14 protein-coding genes are annotated in these 16,803 nt (G+C 63.2%); all 14 read left to right on the top strand.

The features are described from left to right. The first annotated feature begins 30 nt into the window (after positions 1 to 30). The 14 genes from gcvH (at position 31) to ABZ728_RS06435 (ending at position 16,803) form a co-directional block, all read left to right on the top strand. Complete coding sequence (gene gcvH, locus ABZ728_RS06500) at positions 31 to 408, top strand: glycine cleavage system protein GcvH (protein WP_366655212.1); 378 nt, start codon at positions 31 to 33, stop codon at positions 406 to 408. Continuing rightward, on the top strand, positions 408 to 1,757 hold the full coding sequence (gene gcvPA, locus ABZ728_RS06495) for an aminomethyl-transferring glycine dehydrogenase subunit GcvPA (RefSeq protein WP_366655211.1): 1,350 nt from the start codon (positions 408 to 410) through the stop codon (positions 1,755 to 1,757). Before gcvH ends, gcvPA begins: the two co-directional genes overlap by 1 nt. A 101-nt stretch (positions 1,758 to 1,858) precedes the next feature. Further along, positions 1,859 to 3,337, top strand: coding sequence for an aminomethyl-transferring glycine dehydrogenase subunit GcvPB (gene gcvPB / locus ABZ728_RS06490; RefSeq protein ID WP_366655719.1), 1,479 nt, complete (start codon positions 1,859 to 1,861; stop codon positions 3,335 to 3,337). A gap of 123 nt (positions 3,338 to 3,460) precedes the next feature. Next, positions 3,461 to 3,811 (top strand): TraR/DksA C4-type zinc finger protein, encoded by a 351-nt coding sequence (locus ABZ728_RS06485; protein ID WP_366655210.1) that lies wholly within the window; start codon positions 3,461 to 3,463, stop codon positions 3,809 to 3,811. A 683-nt stretch (positions 3,812 to 4,494) separates the two neighbouring features. After that, a complete protein-coding gene (locus tag ABZ728_RS06480; RefSeq protein ID WP_366655209.1) occupies positions 4,495 to 6,426 on the top strand; it encodes a hypothetical protein in 1,932 nt (643 codons plus the stop codon). A gap of 17 nt (positions 6,427 to 6,443) precedes the next feature. Then, positions 6,444 to 7,727 carry a hypothetical protein gene (locus ABZ728_RS06475; protein WP_366655207.1) on the top strand — a complete coding sequence of 428 codons (1,284 nt, stop codon included), beginning with the start codon at positions 6,444 to 6,446 and terminating at the stop codon, positions 7,725 to 7,727. 76 nt (positions 7,728 to 7,803) lie between these two features. Next, on the top strand, positions 7,804 to 8,265 hold the full coding sequence (locus ABZ728_RS06470) for a hypothetical protein (protein WP_366655205.1): 462 nt from the start codon (positions 7,804 to 7,806) through the stop codon (positions 8,263 to 8,265). A gap of 3 nt (positions 8,266 to 8,268) precedes the next feature. Beyond that, on the top strand, positions 8,269 to 9,024 hold the full coding sequence (locus ABZ728_RS06465; protein ID WP_366655203.1) for a Hint domain-containing protein: 756 nt from the start codon (positions 8,269 to 8,271) through the stop codon (positions 9,022 to 9,024). 34 nt (positions 9,025 to 9,058) lie between these two features. After that, complete coding sequence (locus tag ABZ728_RS06460; RefSeq protein WP_366655201.1) at positions 9,059 to 10,168, top strand: hypothetical protein; 1,110 nt, start codon at positions 9,059 to 9,061, stop codon at positions 10,166 to 10,168. Further along, entirely contained in the window at positions 10,165 to 11,247 is a 1,083-nt protein-coding gene (locus tag ABZ728_RS06455) for an NAD(P)/FAD-dependent oxidoreductase (RefSeq protein WP_366655200.1), read from the top strand. Before ABZ728_RS06460 ends, ABZ728_RS06455 begins: the two co-directional genes overlap by 4 nt. A gap of 209 nt (positions 11,248 to 11,456) precedes the next feature. Then, positions 11,457 to 13,598, top strand: a complete 2,142-nt coding sequence (locus ABZ728_RS06450) for an indolepyruvate ferredoxin oxidoreductase subunit alpha (RefSeq protein WP_366655198.1) — start codon at positions 11,457 to 11,459, stop codon at positions 13,596 to 13,598. A 4-nt stretch (positions 13,599 to 13,602) separates the two neighbouring features. Continuing rightward, the gene (locus tag ABZ728_RS06445; RefSeq protein WP_366655197.1) at positions 13,603 to 15,201 is read left to right on the top strand and encodes an indolepyruvate oxidoreductase subunit beta family protein; all 1,599 of its coding nucleotides are present in this window, start codon (positions 13,603 to 13,605) and stop codon (positions 15,199 to 15,201) included. 85 nt (positions 15,202 to 15,286) lie between these two features. Next, positions 15,287 to 16,276 carry a TRAP transporter substrate-binding protein DctP gene (gene dctP, locus ABZ728_RS06440; RefSeq protein ID WP_366655195.1) on the top strand — a complete coding sequence of 330 codons (990 nt, stop codon included), beginning with the start codon at positions 15,287 to 15,289 and terminating at the stop codon, positions 16,274 to 16,276. Further along, complete coding sequence (locus ABZ728_RS06435) at positions 16,273 to 16,803, top strand: TRAP transporter small permease (protein WP_366655193.1); 531 nt, start codon at positions 16,273 to 16,275, stop codon at positions 16,801 to 16,803. The genes dctP and ABZ728_RS06435 overlap by 4 nt, the downstream gene beginning before the upstream one ends.

The following is a 16,803-nucleotide window of genomic DNA, read 5'->3' as shown; positions in this document are numbered from 1 at the left end:
GCCCAATAACGACCAGGAGAGGGTTGAGCCATGAGCAAGACATATTTCACTGAAGACCATGAATGGGTCAGCGTCGACGGCGACATCGGCACGGTGGGCATCACGGACTTTGCCCAGCAGCAATTGGGCGACGTCGTATTCGTTGAACTGCCCGAAGTCGGCAAGTCCCTGGACAAGGGCGCCGAGGTGGCCGTGGTCGAGAGCGTGAAAGCCGCCAGCGAGATCTATATGCCGGTTGCCGGCGAAGTGACCGAAGCCAACGACGCGCTTGCCGACGATCCGTCGACAGTGAACTCCGACCCGACCGGGGCCGGCTGGTTCATGAAGATAAAGATCGCCGATACCGGCGCGCTCGACGGACTGATGGACGAGAAAGCCTATGAAGCCTTTGTGGAGGGGCTTGATTGATGCGTTATCTGCCGCTCACCGACCAGGACCGGTCATCGATGCTCGATAGCATCGGCGCCGGCACCGTGGACGACCTGTTTCGCGACGTGCCCGCCGACCTGTTGCTCAAGGATCGCATCGACGGCCTGCCGACCCACAAGGGCGAGCTGGAAGTCGAGCGCCTGTTTGCCGACTATGCCGGGCGGAACACACCGGCCGGCGATGCGGCGTTCTTTCTGGGCGCCGGGGCCTATCGCCACCATGTGCCGGCGACGGTCGACTATATCATCCAGCGCGGCGAGTTCCTGACCTCGTACACGCCGTATCAGCCCGAGGTCAGCCAGGGCACCCTGCAGTATCTGTTCGAATTCCAGACGCAGGTTGCCTTGCTGACCGGTATGGATGTGGCCAACGCCTCGATGTATGACGGCGCGACGGCCTGCGCCGAAGCCGTGCTGATGGCCAATCGCCTGACCCGGCGCAGCCGTGCGGTGATGAGCGGCGGCCTGCATCCGCATTACGCCGAGACGACCCGCACTCTGGCCCGGTTCATCGGCTTCGATCTGGTCGAATGCCCGCCGGATCCGGAGAACGTCGAGGATCTGGCCGACCGCATCGACGACAAGACGTCATGCGTCGTTGTTCAGACACCGGACCTGTTCGGCCATCCGAGCGACCTGACGGCGCTGGCCGAGGCCTGCCACGCCAAGGGCGCGCTGCTGATCGTCGCGGTGACCGAGGTCATGTCGCTGGGCCTGCTGACGCCGCCGGGTGATATGGGCGCCGATATCGTCGTCGCCGAGGGCCAGTCGATCGGCAATTCGCTGAACTTCGGCGGGCCGCATGTCGGCCTGTTCGCGACACGCCAGAAATTCGTGCGTCAGATGCCGGGCCGGCTCTGCGGTCAGGCGACCGACGCAGAGGGTAATCGCGGTTTCGTGCTGACCCTGTCGACCCGCGAGCAGCATATCCGCCGCGAAAAGGCGACGTCGAACATCTGCACCAACAGCGGCCTGTGCGCGCTGGCGTTCACCGTTCATCTCAGCCTGCTGGGCGAGGCCGGACTGCTGAAGCTGGCCGAGCTCAACCATGCCCGCACGATCCAGCTGGTCGACCGGCTGGCCGAACTGAAGGGCGTCAAGGTGCTGAACCGGGGCTTCTTCAACGAGGTCACCGTCAGGCTGCCGAAACCGGCCGCCGGCATTGTCGACAGCCTCGCCAAGCGCCGCGTCCTGGCCGGCGTTCCCGTCAGCCGGTTCTATCCGGACCGCGCCGAGTTGTCCGGCGACCTGCTGGTTACCGTGACCGAGATGACGACGGACGCCGATATGGACGCGCTGATCGACGGCCTCAAGGAGGAACTGCAATGACCGGCATGAACAAGCAGGGCCGGCCGACGGCTCCCGTCGACGGGCCGGAAGGCGACCGCTTCGGCGGCATTGCCGGCACCTATACCGGCAACCGGGCGCTGATGCTGCAGGAATCGCTGATCTTCGAACAGGACAGCCCTGGATCGACTGGCGTCGACCTGCCCGACCTGCCAGACGTCGGCAAACCGCGACTGGGCGGCGTTGCGCAACGGAAATCGGTCGGCCTGCCGGGCCTGACCGAGCCCGAGGTCGTGCGTCACTTCACCCGTCTGAGCCAGAAGAACATCGGCATCGACAGCACGATGTACAATCTCGGCTCGTGCACGATGAAGCATAACCCGCGCCTGAACGAAAAGGTCGCGCGGCTGCCGGGGCTTGCCGACATCCACCCCATGCAGCCGATCGAGACCGTGCAGGGCGCGCTGGCCCTGATCGACGATCTGGCCGAATGGCTCAAGGCGCTGACCAACATGCCGGCCGTGGCGATGACGCCGGGCGCCGGCGCGCATGGCGAATTGTGCGGCATGATGGCCATCCGCTCGGCGATCGAGCATCGCGGCGAAAGCCGGACGCGGGTTCTGGTGCCGGAAAGTGCCCATGGCACCAATCCGGCGACCGCCGCGTCGCTCGGCTACAAGGTCGACACGATCCCGGTCGACAAGACCGGCCGGGTCGATCTGAAGGCGCTGACCAAAATGCTGGACAGCGACGTTGCCGCGATCATGCTGACCAATCCGAACACCTGCGGATTGTTCGAGCGCGACATCGCCCGCATCGCCGAGGCGGTGCACGAGGTCGGGGCGTTCTTCTATTGCGACGGGGCGAATTTCAACGCCATCGTCGGCAAGGTCCGGCCGGGCGATCTGGGCATCGACGCGATGCACATCAACCTGCACAAGACCTTCTCCACGCCTCATGGCGGCGGCGGTCCGGGTTCCGGTCCGGTGGTGCTGTCCGAGGCGCTGGCCCCGTTCGCGCCGTACCCGGTCGTGACCCGCAAGGGCGATGTCTATGATCTGGTGGAATCGGCCGAGGGCGAGACGAAGAACAGCTTTGGCCGGCTCAAGGGCTTCCACGGCCAGATGGGCATGTTCGTCCGGGCGCTGTCCTATATGCTCAGCCATGGCATCGACGGCCTGCGCCAGGCATCGGAAGATGCGGTGCTCAGCGCCAACTACATCATGAAAGGGCTGTCGCGCACCATGACGCCGTCGTTCGCCGGGCCGTGCATGCACGAGGCCCTGTTCGACGACCGCTTCCTGAAGGGCACCGGCATCACCACGCTGGATTTCGCCAAGGCGATGCTGGACGAGGGATTCCACCCGATGACGGTGTATTTCCCGCTGGTCGTCCACGGCGCCATGCTGATCGAGCCGACGGAGAGCGAAAGCAAGGAGACGCTGGACCAGTTCGTCGACACGCTCAACTATCTGGCCGAGCGGGCGAAGGCCGGCGACAAGGCGTATTTCGCCGGGGCGCCGTATTACGCCCCGCTGCGCAGGCTGGACGAAACGGCCGCGGCCCGCAAGCCGATCCTGCGCTGGACAGAGGACGAGGCGCTGCGCAACGCCGCCGAATAGGCCGCACCAACCAGCGACAGACCTACCGGACTGCAAGGGCGCGAGGAGCGGGGGAACTTCCCTCTTTTCCTTGCGCCCTTTCTTCGTCAGACTCAGGGAATTCCGAGACGGAGCGGACGAGAGATGGCCCTGAGCGACGACGAACTGAAAGCACTGCGCCAATCCCTGGTCGAACGGCTGAAGACGCTCAAGACGGCCAGCACCGACACGGCTGCCAACCGCAAGCCGGTCGAACTCGATCAGACGACCGTCGGCCGGCTGTCGCGTATGGACGCCATGCAGCAGCAGGCCATGGCACTGGCGTCAGAGAATGCGCGCAACGTGGATGTGCAGCGCGTCCAGGCCGCCATCGCCCGGATCGACAAGGGCGACTATGGCTATTGCACGGTCTGCGACGAAGAGATCGCCCCCAAACGCCTCGCCGTCGATCCCACCATCCCCACCTGCATCAAATGCGCCTCGGGCGGCGAGTGAGCGGCCGTTTCGGGGGCGGGTCGGTCGGGAGCAGCTGCAGTGGGGTGCTGCACATCTGATCGGCGGTCCGACGTGGCCCGGCCCGTAACATAGGATATTATGAATTCTTTCTGAAGCCGGTATTTAAGTTGGGTCAAGGTCTGGTATCGAAGAAATTGGGCGTGATCTGGTAAGGAAACGCTGGTTCGGCCTGATTGAAAGAGGTCGTAACCCCGGGCCTCCGAGTCGCAAGCGCTATCGGACATGTCCTCATCCGGGCGAGAATCCCACGATTCGCGCGACCGGACTCGCAGCCCTCTGGGAATTGCCTGGATAGGAAGCCTTTTTATATATATTATATTATAGCTACTTTCAGTCACAAAATAATCACAATGCAATATAAAGAATTAGGGATATACTTTCAGGATGCGAACTTGCGCGTACAGCAAAAACCGATCCTGAAAAGGAGGTTGGCTCGTTTATAATAACAGAAATTTAGAAACATAATTTCTAATTCAATTTATTATACAGTAAATAAATTTAAAATATTATATATTTTATTATGAATTTTGTATTTCTTTGCAATCGTTGTCATTAAATCTATACTTGGATTCTGTATCTACAAAATCCGTGAACATAAACATACAATAATTAGCTTTTTATCTTGTAGGCCAGCACAGTTCCAGCACAGTTATAGGTGTCACATGCCGGGCATTCCTACATTATTCAATGTACTCGACGATACAATCGAGCGGCTGACAATGTCACCGGATGCCGATCTTCAGGATGTCGGCAAGGTGATGAAAAACCAATCGGTTTATGCACATCTTGGCGTCATCGGTCCGACATTGGCGGACTTCATTCCCGGCGAGCCGCCACCACCCGGCGAGTTGGGCGGCAACCCCTATCTAGTCATCTGGCGTCAGATCATCGGCATTGTCGGCGACAATATGGTGGCAGAGAAGGGACTATTGTCCCTGCTGTCGCGCATGCGGGAAATCATCGATCGGCTGGACGAAATTGCGGAAGCCGAAGACCTGGATGCTCTGCAAACGCTGTCCGATGATGGCGGCCTGGAGGATATCGAGGATGTCGCCAACGGCCTGCAGATCATTGTCGACCAGATTCCCGGCATTGCCGTCCCGGTTGCAGTAAGCATCGGGTCGGCCATGAAACCGGTCATCAGCGTCAGCGTCGGCGACGCCGTACCACCCCATGAACTGTGGAAGGCCCGGGCACAGCTTCACTGGAAAAATACGGGCAAGTTCGTTTCCGCCCTGGTTTCGCGGGCCGAGGCGGCCAATGACGACCGTTTCCGCGCCTATGCCTATGGATACGCGGCCAGCTACGCAGCCAAGACCGGTGCCAGCCCGTTTGCCAACTCCATCGTCGGCGGCCCTTACCGGACTCAGTGGTGGCGTCACCGCTGGATAAACAACTTCATTGCAGCCTGGACTCATGGCTACCAGGGGGCCGGTGCCAGCGTTTCCGGCGACACCATGACACCCCCTTATGCGGATTGGCCCGATCTTTGTGACGCTCGCCTCCACGAAAAGATCGAACTGCCCGGTATCGACCTTCAGGATGTCATGGGCAGATTATGGTCCGGTGACGCGCAGAGCGACATCCTGCCCAGCGACTTCACGGAATTCTGGATCGCCGCCTACCAGGATGCCCATGGCCCGGTAACTGCGACGAGCGCCGTCCGTGAAGAACGACTGAACGCCGCCTATTTGATGACTTGGCTCGTTCTCTGGTTCCAGACCAGCGGCGACGTCATCGGATGCGTCCATCGGTTCGAGACCCTGGCACCGCCCGCGGATTGTGGGGGCGCACCACCCTGGGTCGATCCGACGGAGTCTGGATCCTCCGGCGGCCCCTTGCCTCCGCCAACACCCAATCCCGAGGACTTTGTCGAAGTCGATACCGCCCAGAAGGTCTGCGGCTTCATCCTGGCGATCATCGGTGGACTGATATTCCTGGCTGGCGGGCTCGTTGCGGGCGGCGGCGCGATCGCCGGTGGCGTTGCCCTGATTCTGGGCAGCGTCGATGTCGATTGGGGCAAGCTGCGCTGTATGATCTATTGGTACCGCCAATACCTGGCCAACGGGCTGCGCGGATTGGACCAACTTCTGGTTTATGCGGGTTTCATCTATCCGCACACCCAATTCCTGGGCAATGACGAAGCGACTGCCGACCTCTTGGGCACCCGCTATGACAGCGGGCCGAACCTGGTCAAGTCGCGGCGGCCGGAAGTCTTTCCCGCAACGGTATGGGATGGCACGCCCGCAAGCTGGCACCTGGCACCGACAACTTTCGAAGCCCCCCATACGATTGGCTACTATACCACCGCCTACCCCGATTTCTTTCTGAACAACGACGCGACCAATCCCCTGACCAACGGCCGCGTTCGCGACGGCGGGTCCTGGCCCGTGGCTACGCAGGCCGTCGTTGGCGCCATGGCGCTGCCGGTACAGTTCGGCAATGCCGTCGCCAACGCCGTTGACGTTCTTCAGCACCGCCACGGCGCCTTGCCGGACTGGAACCTCGATGGCGATCGCGGCACCGCGTACATGACCTGGCAGTTCAAGAACAGCCTTTACACCGATCCGGTAGACATAGAACCGGAACCCTGACTCGGGGACTCCAAACGATGGTCGGAAATCGACACGGCACGCGCGCGCATCAGGATAAGACGGACCGCAGTGAAGGCCGGAAGCATCGAGACAAGGACCGCCGTCCTCCCCAGGATGACCGACGTCCGGATGATCGGCCCGATCCGAACTCGCCCTGGAGCGAAGAGCGTATCCTTGAACTCTATCGCCGCCTGCAACGGATCGCGCGGGAGAAGAACCGTTCGACCTACACCCCGTGGCTTCTCATCCGCTACGCTCTTACCGACGTGGGTGCTCGCCCCATACCCAACGGAGAGATTCACTGGAAGTCACCCGACATTCGGGTCGAATCCAGCGATCCGGATGGTAATGCCGTCGCCGGTGAAGCCAATTTTGTCCATTGCCGAGTTTTTAACCTGGGATTGGCCGCTGCCCTGCCGGTCCAGGTCGACTTCTACTGGGCCGATCCCTCGCTCGGCCTGGACGCCCACCACATGAAGCCGATCGGTACGGAATGGGTCACGATTCCCTCATGGCAATCACGGGAGGTGAGATGCCAGACGCCCTGGGTACCCGAATTCGTCAATAACGGACATGAATGCCTCAAGGTCAATTGCAGCAACTGGATTCTCGATCCAATCCAGAACCCGTTCAAACCGCGCCTCGACCGCCGTGCCGGCCAGCGAAACATTACCGTCCTGTCGGCGCCGGCCGGAAAGGCGGCGAAGATGCTGTTGTTCGCAAACAATCTGTTTCCAATAGAAACAGCCGTTGCCGTCACCGCACGCATGCGTGTCCTGCGTCCCACGCGGGTCGGCCTTGCTCTTCCCCGCAAGACTTTGCTGAACCAATTGGCATCCACCACTCACAGCGGCGCGAACGACGGCTGGGAGATCGAACAGCGCTTCGCCGCCGGCGCCCTTCCGGCCCGAACCCGGGAAGCCTTGGCCGCGCTGGGGCGACACGCCCACACGCAGTTTCGTCAGAAAGACCCGATTGCGACACCGGTTCGGGGAACACCGGCCCTGGCCGCAGGTCTGACGGACCACACACGCATTCTGGTGCCGCAGCACACCGGCAAGGCAATGTGCGATGCGTTCGGTGCCGACGACAAGCTGTCCTCCGACGGTGCCTGTACCCAGGGCGGGTCGGACATCCCCATACTGCGCTTTACTGCTCAACCATTCGAGCAACGCCAATTGGAGGTGGAAGTAACGGCACCCGGTGAGGCCGCAAGTGGCGATGTGGTGGTCGCGGACATTCTGCTGCGCACCGACCGGCACATTATCGGAGGTTACACCTTGGTTGTTAGCGTCACCTGACCACCCATCACCCGGCCCACACTTGACCCGGCCCACACTTGACCCGGCCCACACTTGACCCGAAGGAGCGCCCGGCATGGCAAAGAATCCGAATTCCGGCAAAGACGATCTCGAAACCCTGACACTGATCGTCCACGAGGTGGACGAGGCGCGCGAGACCCTGGAACTGGTCAGCCAACTGGCCCCTCGGCTACCGATCAAGAGCATGAGGGAGCTTGCGGGCAATGGTCCCATCCGCTTTCGGGGCGAGGATTACGACCTGGGGCATTTCACGTCTCTGGTTCCCGATTTTCTTTTTCCCATCGACAGCCTCGGCAATCTGGTCCAACTCGCGGCCCTCGCGGCGAGGATGGCGCCGCCCCAGGTAGAGTTTGACCATGATGACCCGGAGACGGCCCGGCGACTGATGCTGAAGGTTCTCGCAGCACGATCTGGCGCGATCGGCGGTATGCGCGTGCCCAATATGGCTTCGGGCCTTGGCATGGGGCCGGGAGCCCCACGACACCGTACCGAACAATCAAGCAATGGGGAAGGGTGAGCGATGGCCTATGTCGAAGGTCGCGTGCAACGCTGCGACAATCACAACGGGATCGGATACGCGACGCTGTCCGATAATCTCGGCAATATAGCTTCGGCGGATGTTTACGGCTTCTGGTATACCTCCTATGCCTATCCCGGCTACGCCTTGACCGCGTCGGCGGGCGGGCTCCATCCGAAAACCCACTCATTCACCTCCTCGGATGTCAGTTCGGGCTGGGTGACGATCTGCCTGGACCCAAAGCCGCCAACGACGACTTGTTGCTTTGACGGTGAAACGGTCGTCACGATGGCCGATGGCAGTGAGAAGCCGATCGCTGCAATCGCTGTGGGTGATCGGGTCCTGGGCTGGTCGGGCGCAGCCAATCGCGTTCTGGATGTGGAAACACCGCTGCTCGGCAACCGTGGTCTTTTTGCCATCAACGACGGCCGGGCGTTTTTTACCGCCGAACACCCATTCTGGACGCAGTCCGGCTGGAAAGCCCTCGACCCGACGGCGGGTAAGGCCGAGGGGATGACGCTGGAGGCAACGCCGATGGTAATCGGGGACCGGCTGTCGCGCATGCCAGGGCAATGGAGACAGCCGGTGACTACCGGCAGCGCCGCCGCAACCATGGAAATTCCGCTTGTCGACGAAACGGTCATGCGCATCGCCGCCGCCGGGGCACCGTACGAGATGCCCGTATACAACCTGATCCTGGATGGCGATAATACCTATTTCGCCAATGGTTATCTGGTTCACAACAAGGGCCTATGGTAACCGCAATGGCCAGAATCCGGTGGGGAGATCGGCGATGACGATCGATCCGGACCGGCTCGTGGCGACACTGCATCGCGATCTCATGGCGCGGCAGTGGGCAGCATTGGCGCCGGCTTTCGATAGCGCTCTCGCCGGACATGCCGACCGGATGGCCGCATCCCTGGTCGACGGCGTGCACATGCTCCAGACGTATGCCGACGCTGAAGGATTCGACGGCGAGACCTTTCAGGCACTGGTCGAAGGTGATGCGCGGCTGGAATTCATGTTTTCCCTGCCGCGCAGCGCCGGCCTGGGCGGCCGCATTGCCGAAGCCCTCGCTACCGGCCTGCACGGTGCCACCAACATGCAAACCCGGCAGCTCGGGCAATGGATTTACGTTTTTATCCGCCTGCTCGACGGGTTGATCGACAATGCACCGGACCTGCTGACGGAATCCGACCGGTCCGACCTTCAACGTGAAATCCCTTCAGCGTTGACACGGGACGGCCCTCAGCCCTTGCGCTGGGCCGACACGACCCACCGCCATCCCGCTACCGCGCTCTTGTGGCGAACGGCCCTGTTCTGGACCGAGGCCGTCCGGGAAAGCGCCGCGTGGCGGCGGGATCCAACTATCCGCAACGCCGTCGCCCAAGCGGCTCGCGAGGCTCTCGCGGCGGAGTTCCGCACGCCCTGTCTGCGGTTTTCCCGGACCGGGTCGGACCTGTCCGCCATTGGCAGGGATCTCGATTCCAAGACCCGAACGACTACCTGGTGCATGGCCTTGATGCCGGTCTGCGTCGATGGATCTCCTGCCGAATGCGACCTTGACCAGTATCGGAATTCCATGGACGCTCTGGGCGACTATCTTGAGTGGATCGACGACATTCAGGATCTCGTCGAAGACGCGAATGCCGATTCATGGAACGTCCCCTTGATCGAGTTCGCCGCCCGAAACCGGTTTGCTGCCCATTCGACATATGGGGATACGCCGTCGCGGCTGGGGCGTGCCCTGAGCGACGCGCCCACGACCGAAGCGTTGATCGCCATCGGCGTCGGGCGACTTTCCCGTGCCGTATCGGCGCTGGAAGCGGCAGGACTGGATTGCCCGCCGCTGCGTTGCCTGTTGGGGGATCTGACGGCAACGTCACTGGACGGACCGAAATGAGTCGACCGCGCGTCGCCATCATCGGCGCGGGCCCGGCCGGCTGCGCGGCAGCGACGGTTCTGGCCCGACGGGACATCGCGGCGGTCATGTTCGAGCGTGGCCGACCCGGCAAGGACAAGGCCTGCGGGGATGCGTTCATGGGCGAAGCCGTCAGCGCGCTCACTGCCCTTGGAATGATGCCGCGCGACCTTGAACGACTTGGGGCCGCGGTTTCGGCGGTATCGCTGTTTGCCCATGGGGCCCAATTGTGGACCTGGCGCCTGGGCAAGGATACCGGTTTTGTCATGCCCCGTAAGGCGTTCGATCAGGCCTTGCGCGACAGGACCGCTTCGACCACCGACTTGCGTTACGAAACAAGGGTCCGCAATATCGTAGCGACGGGCCGTAACCAGTGGACTATTGACGCGCAGGGACCCGGCGGCCGCGAAGACATCAATGTCGACGGTGTCATCATTGCAGCGGGATCGGCCGACGGCCTGGCGCGCCGATTGGGTGTCGACGGCCGCCCGACCCGCTTCTGGTCCGTAACCGGGTACCGACACGGCCACCAGCCGCAAATCCTGGCGTTCGACTTTCTGCTCGGCCTTCGGCCCGGCTATGGCTGGTGTTTTCCGGTTGGTGAGAACCAGGTCAACATCGGCATCTGCGCTTTCTCTCCCACCAAGGGGCACGCCCTGCGCGCGGCGTTCGATACCTATGTCCAGTCCCGAGAATCGAGCGGCATTGCCGGTTGCCCATCGCTGCGCGGCGGCGTCGGCAACGGGTGGAGCGGTCAGGGCCGCCTGTGGCATCTCGGCGGCGGGGTCATATCCTGCGGCGATGCCGCCGGACTGATCGATCCCCTCACCGGCGAAGGGCTGGGGCCGGCACTTCAATCCGGCCTGCGGGCCGGCACGGCGATGGCCGAATACTGCCTGTACCGACATGACGGCCCCCTTGAGGCCTATAGTGCTTGGGTGCGTGAGCATTATGGCGATCGCCATGCTGGCACATCTCTGCGCCGCAACTGGGCGGAACTCTGCGGTTTCAAGCCGCTCATGCCAGATCAGATGCGTGGTAGCGCAGAGGGTCGTCGATAACGGTGGCGATGAAGAAGTAGCTCTGATCGTAGCCGGGTTGGCGGCGCACGGTCAGCCGGTGGTCATGCTCGTCGGACACGGCTTCCAGCCTTTTGAGCGCAATTGCGTTTCAAGAGAGTGATGCTTCGCCCCTGAAGTGTATCCTTGCCTGCCTATATGAATTTGCATATGCTTCGCCGTGGCGAGGTGACGCAAAGGTCGGGGCAGGCATGGAACGGTCGTATTCCGCTGAGATTGAGTTGCTGAAACGCGGCGACGGCGAGGTCTTCGAGGGCGAGGGCATTCTTGCCATCACCAAGGCGCTGTTGCAGTCCGGCGTCGGCTATGTCAGCGGCTATCAGGGCGCGCCGGTCTCTCATCTGATGGACGTGCTGTCGACGGCCAAGCCGTTTCTGGACGAACTGGGCGTCCATTACGAGCCGGCGGCCAACGAGGCCGGCAGTGCGGCAATGCTGGCGGCATCGATCAACTATCCGATACGCGGCGCGGCGATCTGGAAGTCGGTCGTGGGCACCAATGTCGCCTCGGACGCGTTGTCCAATCTGGCATCGGCCGGCGTGGTCGGCGGCGCGCTGATCATCGTCGGCGAGGATTATGGCGAGGGCGCCAGCATCATCCAGGAGCGCACCCACGCCTTTGCCATGAAGTCGTCCATGTGGCTGATGGACCCGCGCCCCGATCACACGCGTTTCGTCGATCTGATCGAAAAGTCCTTCGAGTTCTCCGAGGCCACCAGCACGCCGGTGATCATGGAGTTCCGCATCCGCGCATGTCACATGCATGGCCGGTTCGAAACCCGCGACAACAAGAGCCCGCGCTATTCGGCCAAGGCGCCGCTGGAAAACCCAGACTTCGACTACAACCGGATCTGCCTGCCGCCGTCGACCTATGTGCAGGAGCAGGACAAGGTCACCCGCCGTTTTCCCGAGGCGCTGAAATTCATCCGCGACAACGCCCTGAACGATCATTTCGACGGGCGTTATGACGATGTCGGCATTATCTGTCAGGGCGGATTGCACAACACGGTCATGCGCGCGCTGGCCCAGCTTGGCCTGGCCGACGGGTTCGGCGGTACCGACATTCCGATACTGGCGCTGAACGTGACCTATCCGCTGCTGCCCGACGAGATCTCGGGCTTCTGCGCCGGCAAGCGGTCGGTGCTGGTGGTGGAGGAGGGCTTTCCGGCCTATATCGAGGACGCCGTCAACACGATCCTGCGCAAGGCCGACCTGAACACCACCGTGATCGGCAAGGGCGTGCTGCCCGAAGCTGGCGAATATGTCGCCGATGTCATGCTCAAGGGCCTCGGCGCCTATCTGGAAGGCGCGGTGCCCCGGGGTGTCGATCTGGAGACGGTCGGGCGCATCGTCCATCGGGTGACGTCGAACGCCGATCGGGCGCGGTCGCTGATCGGCGGCGCGGTACCGTCGCGGCCGCCGACCTTCTGCACCGGCTGCCCGGAACGACCGGTGTTCACGGCCATGGAACTGACCCAGCGCCAGATCGGCAAGTTCCACGTTTCCGCCGACATCGGCTGCCATTCCTTCAGCACCCTGCCGCCGTTCAATATCGGCAACTCGATCCTGGGCTATGGCCTGGGGCTGGCGAGCGCCAACGGCGTGCGCCCGGCGCTGGGCAAGCGGGTGGTCAGTGTCATGGGCGATGGCGGATTCTGGCACAACGGCCTGACCAGCGGCGTGTCCGGGGCGGTCCAGAACGGCACCGACGGCGTGCTGGTCGTGCTGAACAACGGCTATTCGTCGGCCACCGGCCAGCAAACCATCCCGTCGTCGAAGGTCGGGCCCGATCGCAAGGCGCTGATGACGATCGAGGATGCGGTCAAGAGTTTCGGCGTGTCCTGGGTGCGCACGATCAACAGCTACAAGGTCGGCGACATGGTGTCGGCCCTGAAAGAGGCGGTGACGTCGAAGGCCGGCGGGCTGAAGGTCATCGTCGCCGACGGCGAATGCCAGCTTGCCCGCCAGCGTCGGGTCAAGGTGGCGGACGGTGCGGCGCTGAAACGCGGCGAACGGGTTGTGCGCACACGTTTCGGCGTCGACGAGACGGTGTGCACCGGCGACCATGCCTGCATCCGGCTGTCGGGCTGTCCGTCGCTGACGGTCAAGGAATCCGCCGACCCGCTGCGCACCGACCCTGTCGCCCATGTGAACAACGACTGCGTCGGCTGCGGCCTGTGCGGCGAGGTCGCCGACGCCGCCGCGCTCTGCCCCTCGTTCTATCGCGCCGACATCATCCGCAATCCCGGCCGATGGGACCGCTTCATGGCGCGGCTGCGCAACCGCGTGATCGGGTCCCTTCAGGGGTTTACCGCCCGCCGGGCGGAGGTCTGATCCCGTGAGTCCCGATCAGATCAGCATTCCCGACGACACCCGCGAGCCCGACGCTGCCGATCCGGCGGCCGGGGTGAAGTCGCGCTCTGTCGTGATCGCGGCCCTGGGCGGCGAGGGCGGCGGCGTGTTGACGGACTGGATCGTCCGCGCCGCGATGGAGAGCGGCTTTCCGGTTCAGAGCACGTCCATTCCCGGCGTGGCCCAGCGCACCGGCGCGACGACCTACTATGTCGAGTTTCTGCCGGTGCCCTATGCGGAACTGGGCGGGCGGCGCCCGTTGTTCGGCCTCTATCCCGTTCCGGGCGAGGTCGATGTCGTCGTCGCCTCTGAAATTCTGGAGGCCGGGCGGGCGATGGAGCGCGGCTTTGCCAGCCCCGACCGGACGACGCTGATCGCCTCGACCCATCGAGTTTACGCCATCAGCGAGAAATCGGCCATGGCCGACGGGCGGTTCGATCACCGGCCGCTGGAAAAGGCGATCGATGCGGTGGCAAAGCGGTCATATCTGATGGATATCCGCCGCATCGCCGAACAGGCCGGCGGCGCGCCCAATGCCGTGATGCTGGGCATCCTGTCGGGCTCCGGCGCGTTGCCGATCGCACGCGAGGTGTACGAGGCGTCGATCAGGGCCACCGGCAAGATGGTCGACAGCAATCTGGCGGCGTTCCGGGCGGGTTTCGATCTGGCGGCGGGCGGCGGCGCCGAGACCTTGGGTGCGGCGCCGATCGACAATGCCGAAAGCGAGTCCGGCCGCGCGGCGCCGACGACGCTGGGCGGCCTCAGAAAGCGGGTGTGGGCCGAGTTCCCGGCGGATATCGCCCGTCTGGTCGAAACCGGCCTGGAGCGTGTGGTCGATTTTCAGGATATCGCCTATGGCCGCCGCTATCTCGACCGGCTGGCGCCGGTGCTGGCCGCCGAGCGCGCGCATGGGGGCGCCGACGGATTTCCGGCAACGCGGGAAACGGCGCGGTTTCTGGCCCTGTGGATGAGCTATGAGGACATCGTCAAGGTCGCCGATCTCAAGACGCGGGCGGAACGGTTCGACCGCGTGCGCGGCGAGGTCCGGGCGGCGGAGAACGAGCCGGTTCAACTGACGGAGTTCTTCAAGCCCGGTGTCGAGGAAGTCGCCGCCCTTTTGACGCCCGGTCTCGGCCGCCGCCTGATGGCGCTGGCCGACCGGCGCGGCTGGATCGGCACCAAACACGTCCGCATGCGCATCCGCACGCACACCGTTTTCGGTTTCCTGCGGCTGTGGCTGCTGGCGCGGTTGCGGGTCTGGCGGCCGCGAACCTTCCGGTTTGCCGAGGAACAGGCCCTGATCGAGCGATGGCTGTCGGCGGTGATCGCCGGTACCGAGCGGTCGCCGGCGCTGGGTACCGAAATCGCGCGCTGTGCCAAGCTGATAAAGGGATATTCCGATACGCACCGGCGCGGCTGGTCGGCCTTCCATCTGTTGATGGACCGGGCGATCGATCCCCTGTTGGCCGACGATACGCCGCCGGTTGACGCCGTGGCGCGCATCGGTGAACTGCGAGAGGCGGCGCTGGCCGATCCGAGCGGGATAAGGTTGCGGGACATGATCGACGGCGGCACGCTGGCGTAAACGCCGGCGACGGATGGACAGCCGGTCCCGCCGGCTGTCTGATGGCAAGAAGAATGCGACAAACAAGCGACAGGAGGCACCCACGATGAAGACCACACTCAGCAGGATTTCGACGGTGGCGCTGGCAAGCGGCATCGGGGTCATGGCCGGTCTGGCGGCGCTGCCGGCCGCCGCCGAAGAGGCGACGCTGCGCGCGGCCAGTTCCTTTGCGCTGGGAACGACGTTCACCCGCGAGTTCGAACGGTTCGTCGACCATGTCAACGAGGAGGGTGAGGGGCTCGTTCAGATCGATCTGATCGGCGGTCCCGAAGCGATTCCGCCGTTCGAAATGGGCAGCGCCGTGTCGCAGGGCATCATCGACCTGGCAAATGCCAGCGGGGCTTTTTACACCAATGTTCTACCCCTGGGCGATGCGCTGAAGCTGGCCGAAATCAGCTCCGCCGAGATGCGCGAGAACGGCGCCATGGACTTTATCGACGAGCTACACCGCGAGCAGATGAACGTCCATTATCTGGCCCGGACCGGCATCGGGATTCCATTCCACATCTATACCACTCAGCCGGTCGACGGACCGGATCTGAGCGATCTGCGCATCCGGACGACATCGACCTATCGCGCCTTCATCAATGCGCTGGGCGGCTCGCCGGTTCAGACGGCGCCGGGCGAAGTGTACACCGCCCTGGAGCGCGGCGTTGTCGACGGCTATGGCTGGCCGGCGCAGGGCGTGCTCGACCTGGGCTGGCAGGAACACACCAGCTATCGCGTCGATCCGGGCTTTTACAATGTCGACGTCTCGTTCCTGGTCAATCTCGACACCTGGACCGGCCTCAGCGACGAACAACGCGATTTCCTGACCGAAGCGGCGGTCTGGACCGAAGCGTTCAACGACGAGAACGCCGAGATCAACCAGACGGAATATGACCGTCAGGCCGAAGCCGGGATCGAGGTGATCACGCTGGAGGGCGAGCAGGCGGAAAGCTGGCTCGACACCGCCTATCGCGTCGGCTGGGAAGAGGCCGAAGAGATCGACGCCGAGAACGCCGGACGCCTGCGCGATCTGATCGGCGACAGATGACGGCGCTGCGCTATTGCCGGGTCGTTCATGACTTTCTGGTCTGGGCGTTGGCGGTGGTTGCCGCCGCCATCGCCGGCGGTCTGGTCGTGCTGATCTGCGCCGACGTTCTTGCCCGCAACCTTCGGCTCGGCACCATTCCCTGGACGAACGAGGCGACGGAATACGGTCTTTACGGCATGACCCTGCTGGCGGCGCCATGGGTGCTGTCGCTGGGTGCGCATGTCCGTATGGACCTTGTGCCGCGCGTTTTGCCCGCTGGCGGCGCAAGAGTGCTGGAGATCGTTGCGGCGCTTGTCGGTGCGGCCATTACCGGGATCCTGTCCTGGTACGGGGTTGTTGTGACGCTGGCCGCCCATGCCCGCGGCGCCATGATTTTGAAGACTTTGGTGTTTCCGGAATGGATACTGCTGGCTTTTCTGCCGTTCACCCTGATGTTGCTGACCATCGGTTTTCTGATGCGCGCGGCTGACATCATCGTCGGCGACCGCCCCGTCCCCGGGGCCGACACGATTGCGGGGGCCGGCTGA

The sequence above is a fragment of the Fodinicurvata sp. EGI_FJ10296 genome, assembly GCF_040712075.1.
Taxonomy (GTDB): Bacteria; Pseudomonadota; Alphaproteobacteria; order DSM-16000; family Inquilinaceae; genus JBFCVL01.
The sequence above is the reverse complement of the archived record's forward strand: the minus strand, read 5'-3'. Positions and strand labels throughout refer to the sequence as shown.

Bases quoted from the DNA above. Each gene is read 5' to 3' on its own strand.
- ABZ728_RS06475 (WP_366655207.1), top strand. From the start codon at position 6,444: ATGGTCGGAAATCGACACGGCACGCGCGCGCATCAGGATAAGACGGAC.
- dctP (WP_366655195.1), top strand. From the start codon at position 15,287: ATGAAGACCACACTCAGCAGGATTTCGACGGTGGCGCTGGCAAGCGGC.
- ABZ728_RS06455 (WP_366655200.1), top strand. From the start codon at position 10,165: ATGAGTCGACCGCGCGTCGCCATCATCGGCGCGGGCCCGGCCGGCTGC.
- ABZ728_RS06450 (WP_366655198.1), top strand. From the start codon at position 11,457: ATGGAACGGTCGTATTCCGCTGAGATTGAGTTGCTGAAACGCGGCGAC.
- ABZ728_RS06485 (WP_366655210.1), top strand. From the start codon at position 3,461: ATGGCCCTGAGCGACGACGAACTGAAAGCACTGCGCCAATCCCTGGTC.
- ABZ728_RS06460 (WP_366655201.1), top strand. From the start codon at position 9,059: ATGACGATCGATCCGGACCGGCTCGTGGCGACACTGCATCGCGATCTC.
- gcvH (WP_366655212.1), top strand. From the start codon at position 31: ATGAGCAAGACATATTTCACTGAAGACCATGAATGGGTCAGCGTCGAC.
- ABZ728_RS06480 (WP_366655209.1), top strand. From the start codon at position 4,495: ATGCCGGGCATTCCTACATTATTCAATGTACTCGACGATACAATCGAG.
- ABZ728_RS06435 (WP_366655193.1), top strand. From the start codon at position 16,273: ATGACGGCGCTGCGCTATTGCCGGGTCGTTCATGACTTTCTGGTCTGG.
- ABZ728_RS06470 (WP_366655205.1), top strand. From the start codon at position 7,804: ATGGCAAAGAATCCGAATTCCGGCAAAGACGATCTCGAAACCCTGACA.
- gcvPA (WP_366655211.1), top strand. From the start codon at position 408: ATGCGTTATCTGCCGCTCACCGACCAGGACCGGTCATCGATGCTCGAT.
- ABZ728_RS06465 (WP_366655203.1), top strand. From the start codon at position 8,269: ATGGCCTATGTCGAAGGTCGCGTGCAACGCTGCGACAATCACAACGGG.
- gcvPB (WP_366655719.1), top strand. From the start codon at position 1,859: ATGCTGCAGGAATCGCTGATCTTCGAACAGGACAGCCCTGGATCGACT.